At 60.8% G+C, this 19,643-nt stretch carries 5 protein-coding genes; 3 read left to right on the forward strand and 2 right to left on the reverse strand.

The window, feature by feature from the left end:
* The first annotated feature begins 310 nt into the window (after positions 1 to 310).
* The 3 genes from IPM59_07950 to IPM59_07960 all read left to right on the forward strand — a co-directional run bounded on the left by IPM59_07950 (position 311) and on the right by IPM59_07960 (position 17,492).
* A complete protein-coding gene (locus IPM59_07950) occupies positions 311 to 6,316 on the forward strand; it encodes a beta-propeller fold lactonase family protein (GenBank protein MBK9215520.1) in 6,006 nt (2,001 codons plus the stop codon).
* Positions 6,317 to 6,511: 195 nt separating this feature from the next.
* Complete coding sequence (locus tag IPM59_07955; protein MBK9215521.1) at positions 6,512 to 16,066, forward strand: DUF11 domain-containing protein; 9,555 nt, start codon at positions 6,512 to 6,514, stop codon at positions 16,064 to 16,066.
* A gap of 460 nt (positions 16,067 to 16,526) precedes the next feature.
* A complete protein-coding gene (locus tag IPM59_07960; GenBank protein MBK9215522.1) occupies positions 16,527 to 17,492 on the forward strand; it encodes a hypothetical protein in 966 nt (321 codons plus the stop codon).
* Here the strand turns inward: IPM59_07960 and IPM59_07965 are convergent, their stop codons facing one another.
* Both IPM59_07965 and IPM59_07970 read right to left on the reverse strand, forming a co-directional pair.
* Positions 17,493 to 17,927: a YraN family protein gene (locus IPM59_07965; protein MBK9215523.1), complete on the reverse strand. Its 435-nt coding sequence runs from the start codon at positions 17,925 to 17,927 to the stop codon at positions 17,493 to 17,495.
* Between the two features lie 41 nt (positions 17,928 to 17,968).
* Positions 17,969 to 19,642, reverse strand: coding sequence for a methylmalonyl-CoA mutase family protein (locus IPM59_07970; GenBank protein MBK9215524.1), 1,674 nt, complete (start codon positions 19,640 to 19,642; stop codon positions 17,969 to 17,971).
* Position 19,643: the final 1 nt, after the last annotated feature.

The following is a 19,643-nucleotide window of genomic DNA, read 5'->3' on the forward strand; positions in this document are numbered from 1 at the left end:
AACGGATGAGCCCCGCCCGCACATCGCGGGCGGGCATGGAATATGAATGAAGGGCAGGCCGAGCGGCCTGCCCTTTCTTTGTCGGTCCTTAGCAGCAGCAACCTGCTCATTGCGGACTTGAACCCCCGAACCGGACGAGAACGGGGGAGGCCAAGAGGCCGCCGCAGCATTTGCAATAATCGCGAATCTCATTATACTTACTTGTAATCAGGTAGTTTGTTCGTTCTGTCGCAGAGATGTGTGTGCCCACCCGGCCGCCGAAGCTTGCGAGGCAGAGTCACTAAATCTTTATTTGGAGAGAGGATCAATCATGTCAAGACGTGCCCGATCGTATCGCACAACCGCCAACCGTTCCCTGATACTAGCCATCGCCGGAACGGTTTTTCTTTCGATAGCCGCAGCGGGCACAAGCGCCGCTTCGTTTTCGCTTCTGGATGCGATCCGAGGGGCGTTAGGCATTTCAAGCCCGTCAGCATCGGCCCTCCCGCTAGGAAACGGGCCAGATTTCATAAATGAGGTGCTATTCAACCCGCCCGGAGCTGACGGCCCGAATGAGTATGTCGAGATCCGCAGCATTCCGAACAGAACGATCCCCGCAGGTACCTATCTGGTTGGGATCGAAGGCGATTCGGGAAACCCGGGTGATGTTCAGACGATCTTCGATCTAAGCGGACTGACGATAGGCAGCAACGGCTATTTGACCATCCGGCAGATGAATAATACCTACACGGTTGACGGTGCCTCGACGTCGATCGTTGGAACCGGAACCGGCTTTACCGGAGCCGCCGGCTTCGCCGCCGACTCGGGTACCGATATAGAGAATTCCTCGGCCAGCTTTTTGCTCATCACGACGTCGACCGCGCCGACCCTCACTGATGATATTGATCCCGATAACGATGGTGTGGCGGACGGAGTGATCTATGCCGGTTGGGTGATCCGAGATCCCGGGGTGGGCGTCGTCGATGCCGCAACCGACTCGGCGTACTCTCCGGTTGTCTATTCGACGAGCCCGACATTTGTTGGCTCGGCGGGCCGAGACGTCGTGGTGACGACCACCGCGATGGGTTATGTGGGGCGGCAGGGAACTGCACAGGGAAACTCATCGGCTTCTGACTGGTATGCCGGCGCCCTGGGCGGCACGGCACCGAATTGGACGATGAACGCCGGCGACTCATATCCGGCCGGCTACGGTGGTCAGGCCCTTAATCATATTGGTTCATTGAACCCACTCCCGGGCGTAGCCACCCCGACGCCGACACCACCGCCGGCAACGCCGACGCCATCGCCGACACCTCCACCGGCATCGCCGACGCCGACACCTCCGCCGGCAACGCCAACGCCAACGCCGACACCACCGCCGGCAACGCCAACGCCAACGCCGACACCACCGCCGGCATCGCCGACGCCGACGCCGACACCTCCTGCGGGATGTGCGGGACAGACATTCCCGGCGAGCGGGCTGCCGATTGCGATACCTGATAACTCGCCAGGCGGCGTGCCAATTACCATCACGGTATCGGGACTGACAGGGACGCTGACCTCAGCACAGTTGAGGGATTGGACGTGGGGCCCGGCGCACTCATGGGGCGGCGACATCAAGATGACGCTGCAAGCACCGAGCGGTGGACCGACGGCGACGATCGTCGAGCGGCGCGGCAATACGGTGTGTCCGCCGACTGGATTTGGGTCATCGAATGATCTTGTCGGGCCGTACAACTTTGGCGACGGGTTCCCGAACACGTTCCACACGGTAGCGGGCAATCCTGTGCCTGCGGGCGACTACTCAGCAAGCCAGTGCGTAACGACGCCGGGCGAAGCGGTATCGCTGAACACTATATTCGGCGGGCCGGTGCGTCCGACAGCGGACAGTGCAGGCCTTGAAGTGTTTGACGGCATGGCACCTGAGGCAGCGAACGGCAACTGGACGCTGACGGTCAGCGACAATGCGGGCGGCGACACGGGAACACTGTCATCCGCAAACCTCTGCTTGGTAGCAGGCGGCGGCGGACCTTCGCCAACACCACCGCCGGCCTCACCGACGCCAAGCCCGAATCCGAGCCCGAGCGTGAATCCGACGCCGAGTCCGTCTCCGACGTGTGTGCCAGGCGCCGGGACACCGGGAACATGGTCCAACGGAATTGTTGGCCCGGCAGCCCGATACCGTCACGGTGCGGTGAGCGACGGCACCTTCGTCTATGTATTTGGTGGAGGTGATAGCGTTGCGAGCACCCGATTCAACGATCTGTGGCGGTGGGACCCCACTACTGGTACCTGGACGCAGTTAGCGAACATGCCGACGGGTAAACAGAACATTCAGGGTGCCTACTGGAATGGCAAGATCTATGTGCCGGGTGGATACAACGCGACGCCTGCGCATATTACGGAGAATGCGATCTACGATATTGCAACGAACACATGGTCCACCGGTGCCCCCGAGCCTGCAGCAGTGAGCGGTGCCACGGTTGCCTATAACAACAAGGTCTACGTCTTTGGCGGCAATCCGGGCCCGACGGCAATAACACGCATCTACGATATTGCTGCGAATACGTGGAGCACGGGTGCGTCGATGCCCACAGCGACAACTTACGGAAGAGCGGTGGTTGTCGGTAACTTCGCCTATTACATAGGTGGGATTGCAGGAGCGACGACGGCTGCGGTCCATCGCTATGACTTGGTTGCGGATACCTGGTCCACAATGGCGCCGCTTCAGACCGCTCGGGCAAGTGCCGAAGTAATGGCATCACCCGACGGTACGTCGATCTTTGCGGTTATGGGTGGTGATTCCACCTTCTTTACCGGCGTTCCGCTTGTGAACTCGGTGGAGATATACAACATCGCTGCGAACAGTTGGAGCTATGGGAATCCCGTCGTTACCAAGGCTGCGGCTCCGGCCGGTGGCCTCGCCGGCGGCAAACTGATGGTGCAGGGTGGCGTTGACACGACAACCTATCTCAACGCCGTGCAGATCTCAACTCTGAGCGGTGGCGGAGGCTGTCCGACACCGACACCTCCACCGGCATCGCCGACGCCGACACCTCCGCCGGCAACGCCGACACCGACGCCTCCGCCGGCAACGCCGACGCCGACGCCTCCGCCGGCAACGCCGACGCCGACACCGAATCCGAGCCCGTCGCCGACGTGTCCGCCGGGCGGGGCGCTACAGCTATACGCGGTCGATTCATCGCGTGCGCTGTCTACTATCGACATAACTACAGGGGCTAAGACCTTGATAGGGACGGTAAGTGCGAATGCCGGTACAACCTCCGGGATGGCCTACGACCCGGTAAACAATATCGTGTATCTGAGTTCGAGCGGCAACGATTCCGTGTACACGCTGGACCTGGCAACCGGCACGGCGACGTTGATCGGTGCCTTTGGCGATGCAGCCATTGTGATGCATGGCCTGGAGTACGACACGTCCACCGGGATCCTTTACGGGGTTTCTTCACACAACAACGGCCTCTACAACATTAACAAGACCACAGGCGTAGCGACGCTGATCGGCACCTCAACGCTCACGTCGTTTACTAATATCGGATTCAACTCGACGACGAACCAGATGTTTGCGACCAACAGCGGTGCCGACAGCTTTTACTCGATGGATCGCGCGACCGGGGCTACCACTCTGATCGGCCCGTTGTCGGGGCCGACCAACCCCAACGGTCTGGCTTACAATCCCAACAATCAGAATCTCTACTTGGTCGATAACACCACCGATAGTCTCTACACTATCAACACGGCCACGGGGGCCGCGACGCTGATCGGCTCGACCGGGGCGGGGAATCTGCTCGGTCTAACCTTCGCAGGCACAAGCGGCGGCGGCTGCCCGACACCGAGCCCGACGGTATCGCCGACACCTTCGCCAACGCCTCCGCCGGCATCACCGACACCGACACCTCCGCCGGCATCGCCGACGCCGACACCGACACCGGGCTGTACGCCGGGGGCCGGCAACAGCTATCTCTATGCGCTAAACGACGATTCGGCCGGCAGCAATATCTACGGCTTCCAGGTGGATGAATCGACTGGAACGTTGACCGGGCTGGCGGGATTCCCGGTGGCGGCAGGCAATGGCGGTATCAATTCGATCGTCAGTGAACGCATGACCGTGGACAATGCAAATGGCCGGCTGTATGTGATCAACGACAGCTCTGACACGGTCAGCGCCTACGCGATCAATCCGGCTACAGGGGCGTTGACAGCGATGCCGTTCAGCCCGATCGCACTTGGCACCGGCGGATGGAATTCGATCACGGTGCATCCGAGCGGCTCGCCGCTCGTGGTAGCCAGTAATAGCACCAACGGGCCCGTTCAGAGCTTTGTGATCACGCCGACGACGGCGACATCCGCGGCGGGCAGCCCGTATCCGATGGGGGCCGCCGTCGCCGGCTTCTCGAGTCGCATGAGCCAAGACGGCAACTACTACTATGTTGGCGGTAATCTCGGTGCCAACATAGGCGGATTTAGCGTGGACGCGGGCACGGGCGTGCTGACCCCGATCGCAGGGGCCCCGTTCCCGACGGTTGCCGCGTCCCTTGGATATGCCACGGACAGTGCCGGCCGCCTTTACAGCGTCGATACGACGAACGGAATTCGCGTATTTACGTCGTCGGCAGGAGCCCTGTCACCGGCTGCCGGCAACCCCTTCCCATCAGGGCTCTCGGCGCGGCGAATGGGCTTTGTCCATCCGAACCAAAACTTCTACATGGTTGCCGGAAATAGCGGCAACAATGTAGGCGTTTACCAGATATCAGGCAGCGGTGCGGCGACGACGGTCGCGCCGGTCGCGGGGTCGCCATTTGCGACGGGTGCAACGACCGCCAACGGGCTGGTCACGAATGCCGCAGGCACATTCCTGTTTGTCAATAACCGCATCAGCCGCAGTATTACTACGTTTAGCGTGAATACCGGCTCAGGGGCGTTGACCAATCTCGGCTCGCAGCCGAGCAACACGCTCGGGTCGATCGGAGCGATCAACGGCATTGGCTATATGACGTTTGCGGGCGGCGGATGTCCGACTCCGACGCCTCCACCGGCAACGCCAACACCTACGCCGCCGCCGGCGACACCGACGCCGAGTCCGGGCGGGACGCCGGAGATACGCTTTAGTGCGAATACGTACTACTGCAACGAGTCGATGAACGGAGTGATCACGCTTGTGCGTAACTTCAACACGACAGGGACGGATACGGTGAACCTCGCAACGTCGAACGGCACAGCGGTCGGCGGAGCGGCACCGGGAGCGGGCATCGACTATCAGAACGTCAACACAAACGTCACGTTCCTGCCGACGGAGGCGTCAAAGAACGTGAACGTGCCGTGCTATGGCGACACGCTGACGGAGGCGACCGAGACGGTGAATCTGACGCTGAGCGGGCCATTCACGAGGCCCGGCGGTGGAGATGAGGACGAAGGCACGACAGCGGCTGCACCTGAGGTGCAGAACGCAGTGCTGAACATCATCGACACGGCGTCTGCATTCCGATTCACGAACCCGATATGCGTGACGTTGGGCGGGACGGCTGATGCCTATCCGGCACCTATTCCGGTGGCAGGCGGGCCGGCATCGATCGCGGGGATGCGTGTGACGCTGTATGACCTGTCATACACGTTCCCGGACCACATCGATGCACTGCTGGTCGGGCCCGGAGGGCAGAAGTTCGTGATGATGGGCGACGCGGGCGGAGCTCTGCCGATACCGCCGGGAAGCCCCGTAACGCTGAGCTTCCGAGACATAGGGCCGGGCGTACTGCCAAACTCAGGGCCGCTGGTGACGGGCAACTTTGAGCCGACCACGTGGGAGACGCCTGTGACCAACTTCCCGGGTGCGGCACCCGCAGGGCCGTACTCTGAGCCCGGATCGACGATAGGCGGCACGGGAACACAGACATTCGCGGGCAATTTTGGCGGGACGAACGCCAACGGCGTGTGGAATCTGTGGATCCGCGACGATGCGGGCGTGCCGCTGGCACCAGAGGCCATCTCAGGCTGCATCAACGGCGGCTGGGGCCTTGAGTTCCTGTCAACGACGGCGGCCAACGCCTCGATCTCAGGACGCGTGCTGACGGCCGACGGGCGGCCGATACGCAATGTGACGGTATCGGTGACGGGCAACAGCCTGAGCGAGCCTCGCGTGGTGCAGACGGGCAGCTTTGGCTACTACAACTTCGATGACCTGAGGACGGGTGAGACGTATGTGATCACGGTACAGGGACGGCGATACTTCTTCCAGATGCCGAGCCAGATCGTGTCGCTTACGGACAACATCGCCGATCTCAACTTCATCGCTCTGCCCGACGACAGCCAGACACAATAGCTCCGCACACAGCGGACATCATCCAAGGGCGAGGCCTCACCGGCCTCGCCCTTTTTTCATGCCCCGGCGGCCTCACCGTCGGGCAGTGCCTGCAGGCGCGTTTTGGCTTGCAAATCTGATCGAATGTGCCTATAATTCACGCGTAATCCAAAAAACTGAACGCCATCTCCTGCTGGCTGGGTAGGAGAGGGCTCTATGATTATCGGCTTGCGTTCGTCCCGTCGTCTGTTTGGTGGTATCGGCCTTGTAGCACTCATCGGTGCATTGCTTCTCACAACGGCCGCCATCGGCTCGAGCGCCGCCGGCTTCAACCTCTGGGCCCCGCTGAGCGCGATCTTCCGTTCGGCGGAGATGCCTGAAACAGTGCGAACAGGTGATGGTGACTCCCCTTCCTCTGTCCTTCTCACTGAGGACTTTGACTTTTCCGGACAGCTAACAAGTAACGGGTGGACTTCTCACAGCGGAGCAGGGAACAGTCCGATCTCGACAACCAGCGGATTGACATACGCAGGTTATCTTGGAAGTGGCGTTGGCAACGCGGCTCAGGTGGTTGGATCGTCCAGTAGTGCCGAAGACGACAACCGAGGTCTTTCGGCGGACCAAACCGGTAATGGCACCACCGTTTATTACTCCTTTTTGGTTAACATCACCGACACGGCTAGCTCAAAAACGGGTGACTATTTCCTTCATATTGGCAACAGGACGAGTTCGACGGTTCTTACAAGCCTCGCGGGGCGTGTCTACGCCCGAATCGTAAGTGACAGCGTCAACTTCGGCCTAACCAACTCGACCGCCCCTACTTACGGAGCTACGTCATTCAGCAAGAATCAAACTTATCTATTGGTCGTAAAGTACACGATCAATACCGGGGGAAACGATAGTACTCAGCTATGGGTCATTAGTTCCGGCGTTCCTGCATCCGAGGCTGCCGCCGGTACTCCAGAGGTGAACAATACTGGGACCGCCGGACAGGACACGATCAATGCCATCGCACTTCGTCAAGGGGCGGTCGCACAACCTCAAACGGTTGTCGACGCCATCCGCGTCGGAAACACTTGGCCCGAGGCCTCCGCCCCGGATCCGACTCCGACGCCGACGCCAACGCCGACACCAACGCCGACGCCCACGCCGACACCGACTCCAACTCCGACACCTGAGACTTCGGTCTCGCTGTCGGCGGGGACGGTAACGATAGAGGATGATAACGGCGGGACATCGAACGACAACGTCACGATCTCGTGCAGCGGGGGCAACCTCGTTATTACGGACCCGGGCAATACGGTGAACGGCGGGGCGGGGACGACGAATGTCCCGCCGAATACGGTGACGATACTGATGTCGTCGATCACGGGGGGCATATTCTTCAATGGCCATGATGGCAACGATACGCTGACGGTCGATCTCGGCGGCTGTCCGATAACCGTGCCGATCTCATATACGGGAGGCGGCAACGAGATAATACCGATGATGCCGGACGGGCGCCCGGCAGGGCCGCTGGTCGGCGGCGATGCGCTTGTGCTTACCGGCGGAGGGCCCTTTGCCAATGTGACGCATACGCTCGAGAGCGAAAGCTCGGGCCGCGTGAACATCTCGGGCAACGGGCAGATCTCATACACCGGCCTCGAACCGGTTACGGACAACCTGAGCGCGGTGGACCGCGTGTTCACGTTCACAGGCGGCGCCGAGACGATCACGCTCTCTGACCCCGCGATCGCCGGCATGACGCAGATCGACTCAAACCTCAGCGAATCGGTCACATTCACCAATCCGACGGGCTCGTTGACGGTCTATCCGGGCACGGGCGGGGACACAGTGGATGTCAACGGGCTCGGCAGCGGGTTTAACGCGCACCTGAACCTGTATGGCGACGCGACGCTGCGAACGACGCTGCTTGGCACGTTTGACTATCCGGTTGACGGCAATAACAACCCGGGCAACCAGATGGACGCGAACCCGAACGGCGAACTCGTGTATCTCGGCAGCGGCTTTGGCCAGACGCCGTTTCGCAGGATAAATGCATCGAATCCGGCCGCAATGACGTCGGACATCACATCGAGCAACGGCGCCGGCGTGGCGGTAAATCCTGTTACGGGTCGATTTGCCGGAACAAATATCTCGACGCTGTCTGTCTTTAACGAGAACGGTTCCGTTTACGATTTCGAGGGGATCACAGGATGCGGCGGCAGCATCGCAGCGGGTAACGGCACGTTCGGTATCGGCACGCAGTGCGCCGACCGATTCATGCTCTATAACGAGGCCGGAGCCGCTCTTACGTTCACGTCCGGAGCACTCGCGGTGGGCTCGAACGTGCTCTACAATCCGGGAACAGCATATTACTACTTCAGCCGCAGCCCGGGCGATACGTTCTATCTGAATGAGGCCACACCGGCGATGAACGGCACGATCGCGGGACCGAATTCACCGTACTTCCTCGCGGTGAACGGTGTGACCAATCGTTTGTATGCGACCGGTCTTGTCAACACGCAGGTCAGGGTTTATGACGGCACCACTCCGGCGACGCCGACGCTGCTCACCACGGTGAGCGTCGGGACGGCGGTGCAGGACTTTGCGGTGAATACGCTCCGAGACCGGCTCTATGTCCTGACAAGCAGCGGCGAGATCAGGTCGTACTCGGGTGATGGCTTAACGTCATTCGGCACGGTATTTACGCTTCCCGCCGGTGCTCCGCAGCGGATCGAGGTCGCGGCGGGATCAGACCGCATTTACCTGACCAGCCACAACGGCTCGGGGACGGGGCGGCTGTATGTACTTGATGCCGGCGGTGACACGAGCGGTGTTGACGGCGACACGGTCAACATCAATTCGACACTTGCATTGCCGACGGACCGCAACATCTATGTCACGGGCGAGAACGTCAATACACCGAACACGACGAGCGACGTCTCGACACTTGGCACCGGCACGATCACCGCCAACGCAGGCATCCTGACGATGTCGAGCGGGTCGAGCCTCTCGGCCGCGAACGGCGCGATCACGATGAAATGCGACCAGATCCTGATGGATCCGGGCGTCGTTTTGACCGACCTCTTCTCCGTTCGCATCGCTCCTCGGACGCCGGGCAAGCAGATCGACCTCGGCGGGCCGGATTCAGGCTCATTCCTCGGCCTCACGGACGGTGAGATCGATACGATCACGTCGCCATTGCTCGAGATCGGCGATGCTGGAACAGGCAGCATCTCGTTCAGCGGCCCCGTTCCCATTGACGTTACCGACGGGCCGAGCATTGCGAGGCTCCATCTGACCTCGGGCGGCGGGATCAACAGCAATATGACGATGGGAGTCCTTGATGTGATCGCCAACGAGCTGGGCATGATCAGCGTGTTGGCAATCGATGCTGAGATGGATTCCGACATCTGTTTCACCAGTTCCGCAAATCTCCAGAACCTGCGCGAGCTCAACACGGTAACCGTCGGCAACAACGACATCAACGCCAGCGGCTTTACGCTGACACTCTCGGGCGGCCGCTTTAATACGATCGCGGGCGGCGGCGACATCCTCGCGAATTCGGTTCAGGTGCTGAGCGGCGCTACGGTCGGCGGCACCGGAAGCGTAACGACCTCAGGTGCGACGAACGTCCAGAGCGGCGGTGCGGTCGGGCCGGGCCTCAGTCCGGGAATTCTGAACACTAACAACGTCACGTTCAATAGCAGTTCCACCTTCATGGTCGAGCTAGACGGGGCGACGCCCGGCACCGGCTATGACCAGCTAAATGTAACAGGCGCGGTCTCGCTCGGGAGCGCGACGCTGAATGCCACAGGCACGATCACGTCGTCACCGGGACAGTCATTCACCATTATCGCGAACGATTCCACGGATAGCGTGAGCGGGACGTTTAACGGCCTTGCAGAAGGCTCCACCGTAACGGTAAACGGCGTAAACCTGACGATCAGCTACTTTGGCGACACAGGCAATGACGTGACCCTGACCGAACTCATCGCCCCGACACCGACACCGACACCGACGCCGACGCCGACGCCGACACCGACGCCGACGCCGACGTATGTACTCAGCGTCACTAAGGGCGGGACGGGCACGGGGACGGTGACCAGCGATCTACCGGGTATCAACTGTGGATCGAGTTGTTCTGCATCATATGACAGCGGGACAACGGTGGTGCTCACGGCATCTCCGGATGTGACCGCAACCTTCGCGGGCTGGAGCGGGGACTGTACGGGGACGGGAACCTGCAGTGTGACGATGGACCAGGCCCGAAACGTCATCGCAACATTCAACCTGAAAGCGGCGGACCTTGTGGTGACAAAGACGGACTCGGCGGATCCGGTGACTGAGGGCGATCAGTTTACTTACACGATCAGGGTTCAGAATAATGGGCCAGACACGGCGACGAATGTGACGGTTACCGACACTCTTCCGACGCAGTTGTCGTTTTTTGACGTGTTCTTTGACCTGAATATCGAGGCGGGCGATCAGACGATAGAGACGGTGGCGGGCGTGCCGCCGGGGACGACTGGCACGATACTTCAGCCTGTGCCGCCGATACCGCCGAATTTCTTCGGGCCGGGGTCGGACCCGTTCATTGGGCAGGTATGGATGGGGCCGCCGCCGGTGCCGCTCGGTGCAACGGAGGACGGCAACGGCACATGCGCCGGGCCGGCGGGGCTCGGCGTGGGGCCAAATGGCAAGCACGAGGGCACGACGACCGATCCCGGCTGCGGCGGGGCGGGACTGTTCGGGACCGATACGATAGTCCGGCGCACCGGGCACGGGCACATTCCGAATGTCGGCGGCACGGACGTCATACCGATCGAGATGGTCGCACTCGAGCTAAGGAGCGTCCAGCCGATCACGGTCACATACAGCGGCGGGTCGAACCCCGAGCCGTGGAATGTCGGTGTGATGCTGCAGCCGGGGCCGCAGCCGCCGGGAACGATGTCGCTGACGCGAACGACGCTGAACGGCGGCACATTCTCATCAACGCTGCCGGTGCAGCCGGTCTTCGTATTCACGCGGACGTCGCCGCCGGCCACGCAAACTCTGCCGTTCCCGACAGTATTCAACCAATCGGGGACATTCACCTCGCAGGGATTTACCTGCACGACGCCGACCGTCGGCCAGACGGGCACGATCAACTGCACGGGCGGAAGGATACCGAGTGGCGAATACTGCGATATCCGCATCACGGTGACGGCCGACCCGGGCTCGGGCGGCCAGACTGTGACCAATACGGGCACCGCCACGGCCAACGAAGCGGACCCATCGACACCCAACAGCGACAACGAGACGACTACCATCGTCGTCCCGACACCGACGCCTACTCCGACACCGACGCCGACGCCTACGCCGACGCCGATGGCGGACCTGACGATAACGAAGGTTGATTCGCAGGATCCGGTGACGGTGGGCAACTACCTGACCTACATGGTCAACGTAACCAACAACGGGCCTGATCCGGCGGTCAATGTGGTGATGACCGACACGCTTCCCGCGACGGTTCAATTCGTTTCGGCGACGGGCGGGGCATGCGGCCATCTGCTCGGTATCGTTCAGTGCAGTCTGGCATCGCTCGCAAACGGCGCGACGGCGACCTTTACGATCACGGTTGTTCCGCAGGTGGCCGCCGGGGGCACAACGATTACGAATACCGCCGACGTAGAGTCGGAGACCGCCGACCCGACCACACCGAACACGGCGACGGCGACGACGAGTGTTCTTGCTGCGGCCTGCACCGATCCGCCGTCGTCGCGCATCGCGTACTACAAGGCTGAGGGCAACGGGAACGACAGCCAGGGCCCGACGTTTGAGAACGGAACCCTGCAGAACGGGGCAGATTTCGTACCTGGTAAGTCGGGGCAGGCATTTGACCTCGCCAACGCGGGGAATCCCGATGACAGAGTCAATTTGGGCAATGCGCCTGCGTTAAACGTTTTTGGAGGCGATTTCACGTTCGATATGTGGATCAATCCGACTTCCGTCGGCGTCAAGCATGAGATCTTCTCCAACCGAAATGCGAACAGTCAGTATTTCTTCCTTACTTTGCCGAGCACCGGCAAGATCCGTTACTTTGACAGCGACGGCGTAAACTCTAACGACCTCACCGGCACGACTACCTTCACAGCAGGCCAGTGGCACCATGTTGCCGTAACCCGGACAGGGAATGTTTATCGGGTCTATGTCAACGGTGTTCTGGATGTAATGGCCACTGGTACAGCACTGAGCCCGTGGTCAGGCGAGAACGTCATCATCGGCGGGGAAAACAACGTCTTGCAGGACCCGTTTTCGGGACAGATCGACGAAGTCGAGATATTCAACCGTGCGCTGTCTGCAAGCGAGATCGGGGCAAGGTACAACGGTTCGTCGGCCAGCGGCATGAGTGCGTGGTACAGCGGCGAGAACAACGCCAACGACCGGTTTGACCTGCACAACGGGACGATGAACTTCGGTGCGACGTTCGCGGCCGGCAAGGTCAATCAGGCGTTCAGCTTCCCGGGCGGTGACAGCAACATGACCGCGAACTACGGGGCCGGTGAGTTCCCGTCAGGATCGGCCGGAACGACGATAGACTTCTGGGCAAACCTCTCAACGGTCACTGGCAACAACGGTATAGTGAGCGGTTCGAATCATGCCGGCGGCGGCGGCGGAAATGATATTCGCTACCGCGTCCTTGTTCAGAATGGTTTCATCCTGTATCAGGTAAGGCGCGCCGGCAGCGGCGCATACGACGTTGTAGGATTTACGACATCGGCGGTCATAGCGGCGGGCGTGTGGAATCATTATGCCCTCGTGGCGCAGCCGAACCAGCCGATCCGTCTCTATCTCAATGGAGCGTTCCTCGATAGCAGTATTTCAAGCATTGGCCCCCTCATGCCCGACGACCTGAGCCGCGTATTCGTGGGCAGCGGCGAACAGGCCGATGTCCATAACATGGTCGGCTTGGTGGACGAGGTCGAGATCTTTGGACGGGCGCTGTCTGCAGCTGATATCGCGGCCATATACAACGCTTCGAGTGCGGGCAAGTGCCTCGCCCCTGAGATCGTTGTCGAGGAGCCCGTCAGCACGGGGCTGGTGGACAACATCTCGGTTGACGATTTCGGCAGCCACACGGTCGGTGTGCCGAGCGCGGCGAAGACGTTCGCGATCCGCAACACCGGCACGACGACGTTGAATATCTCGTCTGTCTCGGTCTCGGGTGGCAATTCGATCGACTTCATGGCCAGTGCCGTCGGCAGTCCGACGCTGGCCCCGAACACGAGTACGACGTTCAACGTGACATTCACCGCCACTGCCGCCGGACTGCGCACGACGACGCTCCTGATCGATACCGACGACGGCGACGAAGACCCGTTCAACGTCACCCTAACCGGGACAGGAGTGGTTCCAACTCCGACACCGACGCCAACGCCGACACCGACTCCGACGCCGACGCCGACGCCGACGCCTACACCGACGCCAACGCCAACGCCAACGCCAACGCCAACGCCGACGCCGTCGCCGACGTGTTATCCGGCACCGAGCGGGATGGTGGCGTGGTATAAGGGCGAGAACAACGCCAGCGACGCGACCGGCCTTAACAACGGCACGCTCCAAGGCGGAGCGGGCTTTGCGGCTGGGATGGTCGGGCAGGCATTGAGCCTAAATGGCACGAACCAGTGGCTCGAAGCCACTGACAGCCCGAGCCTGCGGCCAAGCGCGTTCTCGCTAGACGCGTGGATCTATAAAACGAGTGCGGCTTCGGGAGGCATCATTGCGAAGGAGCTCGGCTCCGGTAATTGGAACTCGTACTTCATGTACGACGGCGGCGGGACGCTCAACCTGCAGGTCAATAACCTCACGGCCGGTGCCTACGCCGACTGGGCCGTCCTCTTCAATCCGACCCCAAACACTTGGTACCACGTCACAGCTACGTGGGCGAATACGAACGGCAACATCAATGACGCCCAACTTTACATCAACGGCGTTCCGCAGCCGATCGCCGGGTTCAATCCCAGCAACTACAACTCGGGCTTCACGATCGAATACAACAGCCAGCCGTTCTATGTCGGCAGGCTGCAGTCTGGCGGATATTTCCCCGGCCGGATCGATGAGGCCGAGGTATTCAACCGCGTGCTGGCACCGGCCGAGGTGCTGGGCATATACAACGCCGGAAGTGCCGGAAAGTGTCCGCTGCCGACACCTACACCAACGCCGACGCCGACACCGACGCCGACACCGCCGGATCCTGCACCGACGGCGGTTGGGAATTCAGTGGACATAACGGCCGCGGGCGGCGTGATGCACTTCTTTGACGTGACATACACGGACACGGGCTTTAATGCGGGGATGAATGTCTCTTCGCTCGATGGCGGCGACATACGCGTGACCGGGCCGGGCGGGTTTGACGTGCCTGCGGCGTACTTTATCGTGGACAATCCGACAAACGGCACCCCAAGGACGGCCCAGTACGGGATCATCCCGCCGGGCGGGACGTGGGACTTTGCCGATAACGGGACGTATCAGATCGTCGTTCAGCCGACGCAGGTGGCAGACATCGGGCCAAACTTTGTTGCAACGGGCACTGTGGAGACATTCACGGTGAACATACCCTTCGTGACACCAAGCCCGACACCGACACCGACGCCTACACCGACGCCAACACCGACACCGACGCCGACACCGACGCCAACACCGACGCCTACACCGACGCCGACGCCGACGCCTACACCGACGCCAACACCGACGCCGACACCGACACCAACGCCGACACCGACGCCGACGCCGACGCCGACACCGACGCCGACGCCGACGCCGACACCGACGCCGACGCCGACGCCGACGCCGACGCCGACGCCGACACCTACACCAACGCCGACGCCTACACCGACGCCGACACCGACGCCTACACCGACGCCGACACCAACGCCGACGCCTACACCGTCGCCTACGCCGTTCATTACATTCGGCTCTCTGACGTATATAGAGGACGAATCACAGACGGCCGTGATCGAGATAGTGAGAACGGGAGACCTGTCAGGCACAAATACAGTGACGTTCTCGACCTCTGACGGCACGGCAACCGGCGGAGCGGCCTGTACTTCGGGGATAGACTACATAACGGTCACGGGACAGATAGTGACGTTCAACCCGGCCGAGACGCTGAAGCTGGTAAATGTCACAGTGTGCGGCGATGTGATACCTGAGCCGAACCAGACGGTTAACCTGCATCTGACTGGGCCATTCACGGGCCGCGAGGCAGAGGGCCACTCTTACATGCCTGAGGCCCAGAACGCCGTTCTGAACATCAACGACACGGCGAGCCAGTTCCGCAATGCCGACCCGATGTGCGTAACGCTGGCCGGAACGGCTGCTCCGTATCCGTCACAACTCACCGTCTCGAATGCCCCGCTGGCCCTTGGGTCGATGCGTGTGACGCTGTATGACCTGTCATACACGGTGCCTGACAACATAGACGCCCTGCTGGTAGGCCCGCTGGGGCAGAAGTTCGTGATCATGGGCGATTCGGGCGGAGCACTGGCCATCCCGACGGGCAACCCCGTGACGCTCAGCTTTACGGATGCCGGTACGGGCGTGCTGCCAAATGCAGGGCCGCTTGCATCAGGGAACTTTGAACCGACAACGTGGGAGTCGCCTGTCACTAACTTCCCGGGAGCGGCACCACCGGGGCCGTACTCTGAGCCGGGCAAAGACCATAGGCGGCACGGGCACACAGACGTTCTTTGGCAACTACGGCCTGACGAACGCCAATGGCACATGGAACCTCTACATCCGCGATGACGCTGGCAACCCGCTGCACGCACCTGAGTCCATATCAGGCTGCTTTGCGGGCGGCTGGGGCCTTGAGTTCTTTGCGACAACGGCCGCACAAGCCTCGATCTCGGGCCGCGTGATGACGGCAGACGGGCGGCCTATACGCAACGCCACGGTCACCATCACCGGCAACTCGCTCAGCGAACCGCGTGTCTTCCAGACCGGCTCATTCGGCTACTACACCTTCGACGGCCTCGCCACCGGCGAGACGTATGTTGTCACGGTCACCCAACGCCGCTTCATCTTCCAAACCCCAAGCCGCATCGTAACCCTGACCGACAACATCGCCGACCTCGACTTCATCGCCGGCCCCGGCCCGGAGGTGATGGACCCATAGGAGATCCCAGCCCCGTTATACGGGCATGTGACGGCACGGCAGCGGCAATAGGTGCCACTGCCGTGCCATTTTCGTATAATTCAGACAGTAATGGAGAATAAGTCGATTTACGACGGCCTGAAACCGATCGATCTGTCGGGTGTGAGCACATATGAGCTTGCCTCGCGCCCGAGCAAGGTCACCGTGGATGATTTCGCCAGGCCGCCGGCACCTGATGATACGGCCGCGGACTTTCTGAAAAAGCTCCCGAACATTCTCGCCGTCCAGAGCCTGCGCTCTGTCGCCGCACAGATCAAGCGGGCGCGTGACCTGAAAAAGCCGATCATATGGGGAATGGGCGGCCACGTGGTCAAGACCGGCCTGTCGCCGATCCTGATCGACCTGATGGAGCGCGGTTTCGTGACCGCGCTGGCCGGAAACGGCTCGGTGCTGGTGCATGACAGCGAGATCGCTATGGCCGGTTTTACGAGCGAGGACGTCGATGCGACGTTGGGCAAGGGCGATTTTGGGGCGGCACGCGAGACCGGCGAGATGTTGAATGCCGCGGCTGCGCGTGCCCAGCGAGAAGGCGTAGGGCTGGGCGAGGCGATGGGACGAGAGCTGACAGCGGCGGCACCGCCGTTTGCTGAAAAGTCGCTGCTGTGCCGGGCATACGAGCAGCACATGCCCTTTACCGCCCATCTCACGATCGGGTCTGACATCGGCCACTTTCACGCGTCGGCTGACGGGGCGGCCCTCGGCGCGTCGTCGCACACGGACTTTCGTTTGTTCTGTTCGCTGATTAGGGAGATGAATGGCGGCGGCGTCTATATCAATTACGGGTCGGCCGTCGTAATGCCCGAGATATTTCTCAAGGCGGTCACGGTCGTCCGCAATCTCGGACATGAGGTGCAGGACATCACGACAGCGAACTTTGACTTCGTCCAGCGCTATCGCCCGATGACAAATGTCGTCCATCGGCCGACAGCCAACGGAGCCGGCAAAGGCTACTCGATCACAGGCCACCACGAACTGACGATGCCGCTGCTGGCCGCGCAGCTGATTTGCGGTGAATGATCACGCGTCGATCCAAGGGTCAACCTGCCAATTGTGCTTGCGGAATTTGGCCTCGGTCCAAAAGCCCCTGAACAACTCGATCTCGGTGACAGCGTGCTTTGGCATCAGCACGGTGACCACATCAAAACGGAATGGCATATCGATGACGCTGAACAGACGGCGATAGAGCTTTGCGGTTCGCGTGATCTGACGCTGCTTGCGGAGGTCAACGTTTGTGATGATCGGCGTGAACTCGGCGGAGCGTCGGGTCTTAACTTCCACAAAACAAAGGGTTTCGCTGTCTAGGGCGACAATATCAATCTCGCCCGTTACCGCGACGCCCTTGCTGTTGCGGCCGACAGGAATCTTGAAGTTTGTGACGACGATACGATAACCGTTGTCCTCGAGAAACCGCGCGGCCGCACGTTCACCGACCTCGCCTAGGTTCGGCCGCAGCGTTGTCGGCGATTGTGTGATCGACACTGTTTTGTCCAAACCTAGATGACCGGTTCCTCGTAGATCCCGTAAACATCGCGCAGGGCAACGCAGATCTCTTCGACGGTAGCGTATGCTGCGACGGCCTCGATGATCGCAGGCATCGTGTTTTCGTCATTCTGCGATGCGGATCGCAGCTTGTCGAGGGCGATTGTGACAGCTCCATTGTCACGTTTCGCCTTGGTCTCGGCAAGGCGTGCAAGCTGGTGATCGCGCACCGTCTCATCGATCTGGAGGATGTCGGTCTGGTGGGTCTCCTCATCCATTGCGTACTTATTGACGCTGACAATAGACTGTTCACCGCGTTCGACCGCCTTCTGATACTGATAAGCCGACTCCTGTATCTCACGCTGCGGGAAACCGGCCTCGACCGCCTCGACCATACCTCCGAGGCCGTCGATCTTATCAAAGTAATCGAGGCACCCCGCGATCATCTTTTCGGTGAGCGATTCGACATAGTAGCTGCCGCCGAGCGGATCGACCGTATTTGCCACGCCAGTCTCCTCGGCGATGATCTGCTGGGTGCGAAGGGCGATCAACGCGGCGTTATCCGTAGGCAGAGCGAGCGCCTCATCGTACGAGTCGGTGTGCAATGATTGCGTCCCGCCGAGCACACCGGCGAGGGCCTGTATAGCGACGCGGGCGATATTGTTGAGCGGCTGTTGGACGGTGAGCGACACGCCGGCGGTCTGGGTATGGAAGCGGAGTTGCATCGTTCGCGGATCCGCCGCGCCAAAGCGTTCCTTCATGGTTCGGGCCCAGACGACGCGGGCGGCACGATATTTGGCGATCTCCTCAAAGAAATCGTTATGGGCATTGAAGAAGAACGAGATGCGCGGCACGAATTCAACTACGTCCAGTCCGCGGTCAATGCCGTATTGAACGTATTCGACGCCGTCGCGGAGCGTAAAGGCCAACTCCTGAAGGGCCGTCGCCCCGGCCTCGCGGATGTGATAGCCGCTGACGGAGATAGGATTGTATTTAGGCACGTACCGCGAACAATACTCAAACGTGTCGATGACCAGCTTCATGGCCGGGCGTATCGGATAGATCCACTCCTTTTGTGCGATGTATTCCTTGAGAATATCATTCTGCAGCGTCCCGGAGATCTTATTGAAATCAGAGCGCTGTTTTTCGGCGACAACCAGATACATCGCGAGAAAGATCGGTGCAGGGGCGTTGATCGTCTGCGACACCGTGACCTGATCGAGAGGAATGCCGTCAAAGAGCACCTCGAAATCCGCAAGGGACGATACGGCAACGCCGCATTTTCCGACCTCGCCCTCGCTCAATGGCGAGTCGGCATCAAGGCCCATTAGGGCCGGCAGGTCGTAGGCAACCGAGAGGCCGGTCTGGCCCTGGGCCATCAGATACTTGAATCTGCGATTAGTGTCCTCAGGTGAAGAGAACCCCGCAAACTGCCGCATCGTCCAGAGCTTTCCACGATAACCTGTCGGGTGAATACCGCGCTTGTAAGGAAACTCGCCGGGAAAACCCACCTCGATCTCATCGGTATCGGCGGATGTGTAGAGCCTGTCGACAGGCTCTAAGCTCACGCCCTCAAATGACGTTTTTCTTTCGGGCGTTCGCTCTATGACAGGGGCCAATATCTCTTGTTCCCAGCGTTCGACCTCGATATGGACCGCACCCGAAGCAGCTATCTTTGATTTCGACATA

It is taken from the genome of Chloracidobacterium sp. (genome assembly GCA_016715795.1).
In the GTDB taxonomy this organism is placed as follows: domain Bacteria; phylum Acidobacteriota; class Blastocatellia; order Pyrinomonadales; family Pyrinomonadaceae; genus OLB17.

Excerpts from the sequence above, each read along its gene's own strand:
- IPM59_07960 (MBK9215522.1), top strand. The coding sequence starts at position 16,527 with ATGGAGAATAAGTCGATTTACGACGGCCTGAAACCGATCGATCTGTCG.
- IPM59_07970 (MBK9215524.1), bottom strand. The coding sequence starts at position 19,642 with ATGTCGAAATCAAAGATAGCTGCTTCGGGTGCGGTCCATATCGAGGTC.
- IPM59_07955 (MBK9215521.1), top strand. The coding sequence starts at position 6,512 with ATGATTATCGGCTTGCGTTCGTCCCGTCGTCTGTTTGGTGGTATCGGC.
- IPM59_07950 (MBK9215520.1), top strand. The coding sequence starts at position 311 with ATGTCAAGACGTGCCCGATCGTATCGCACAACCGCCAACCGTTCCCTG.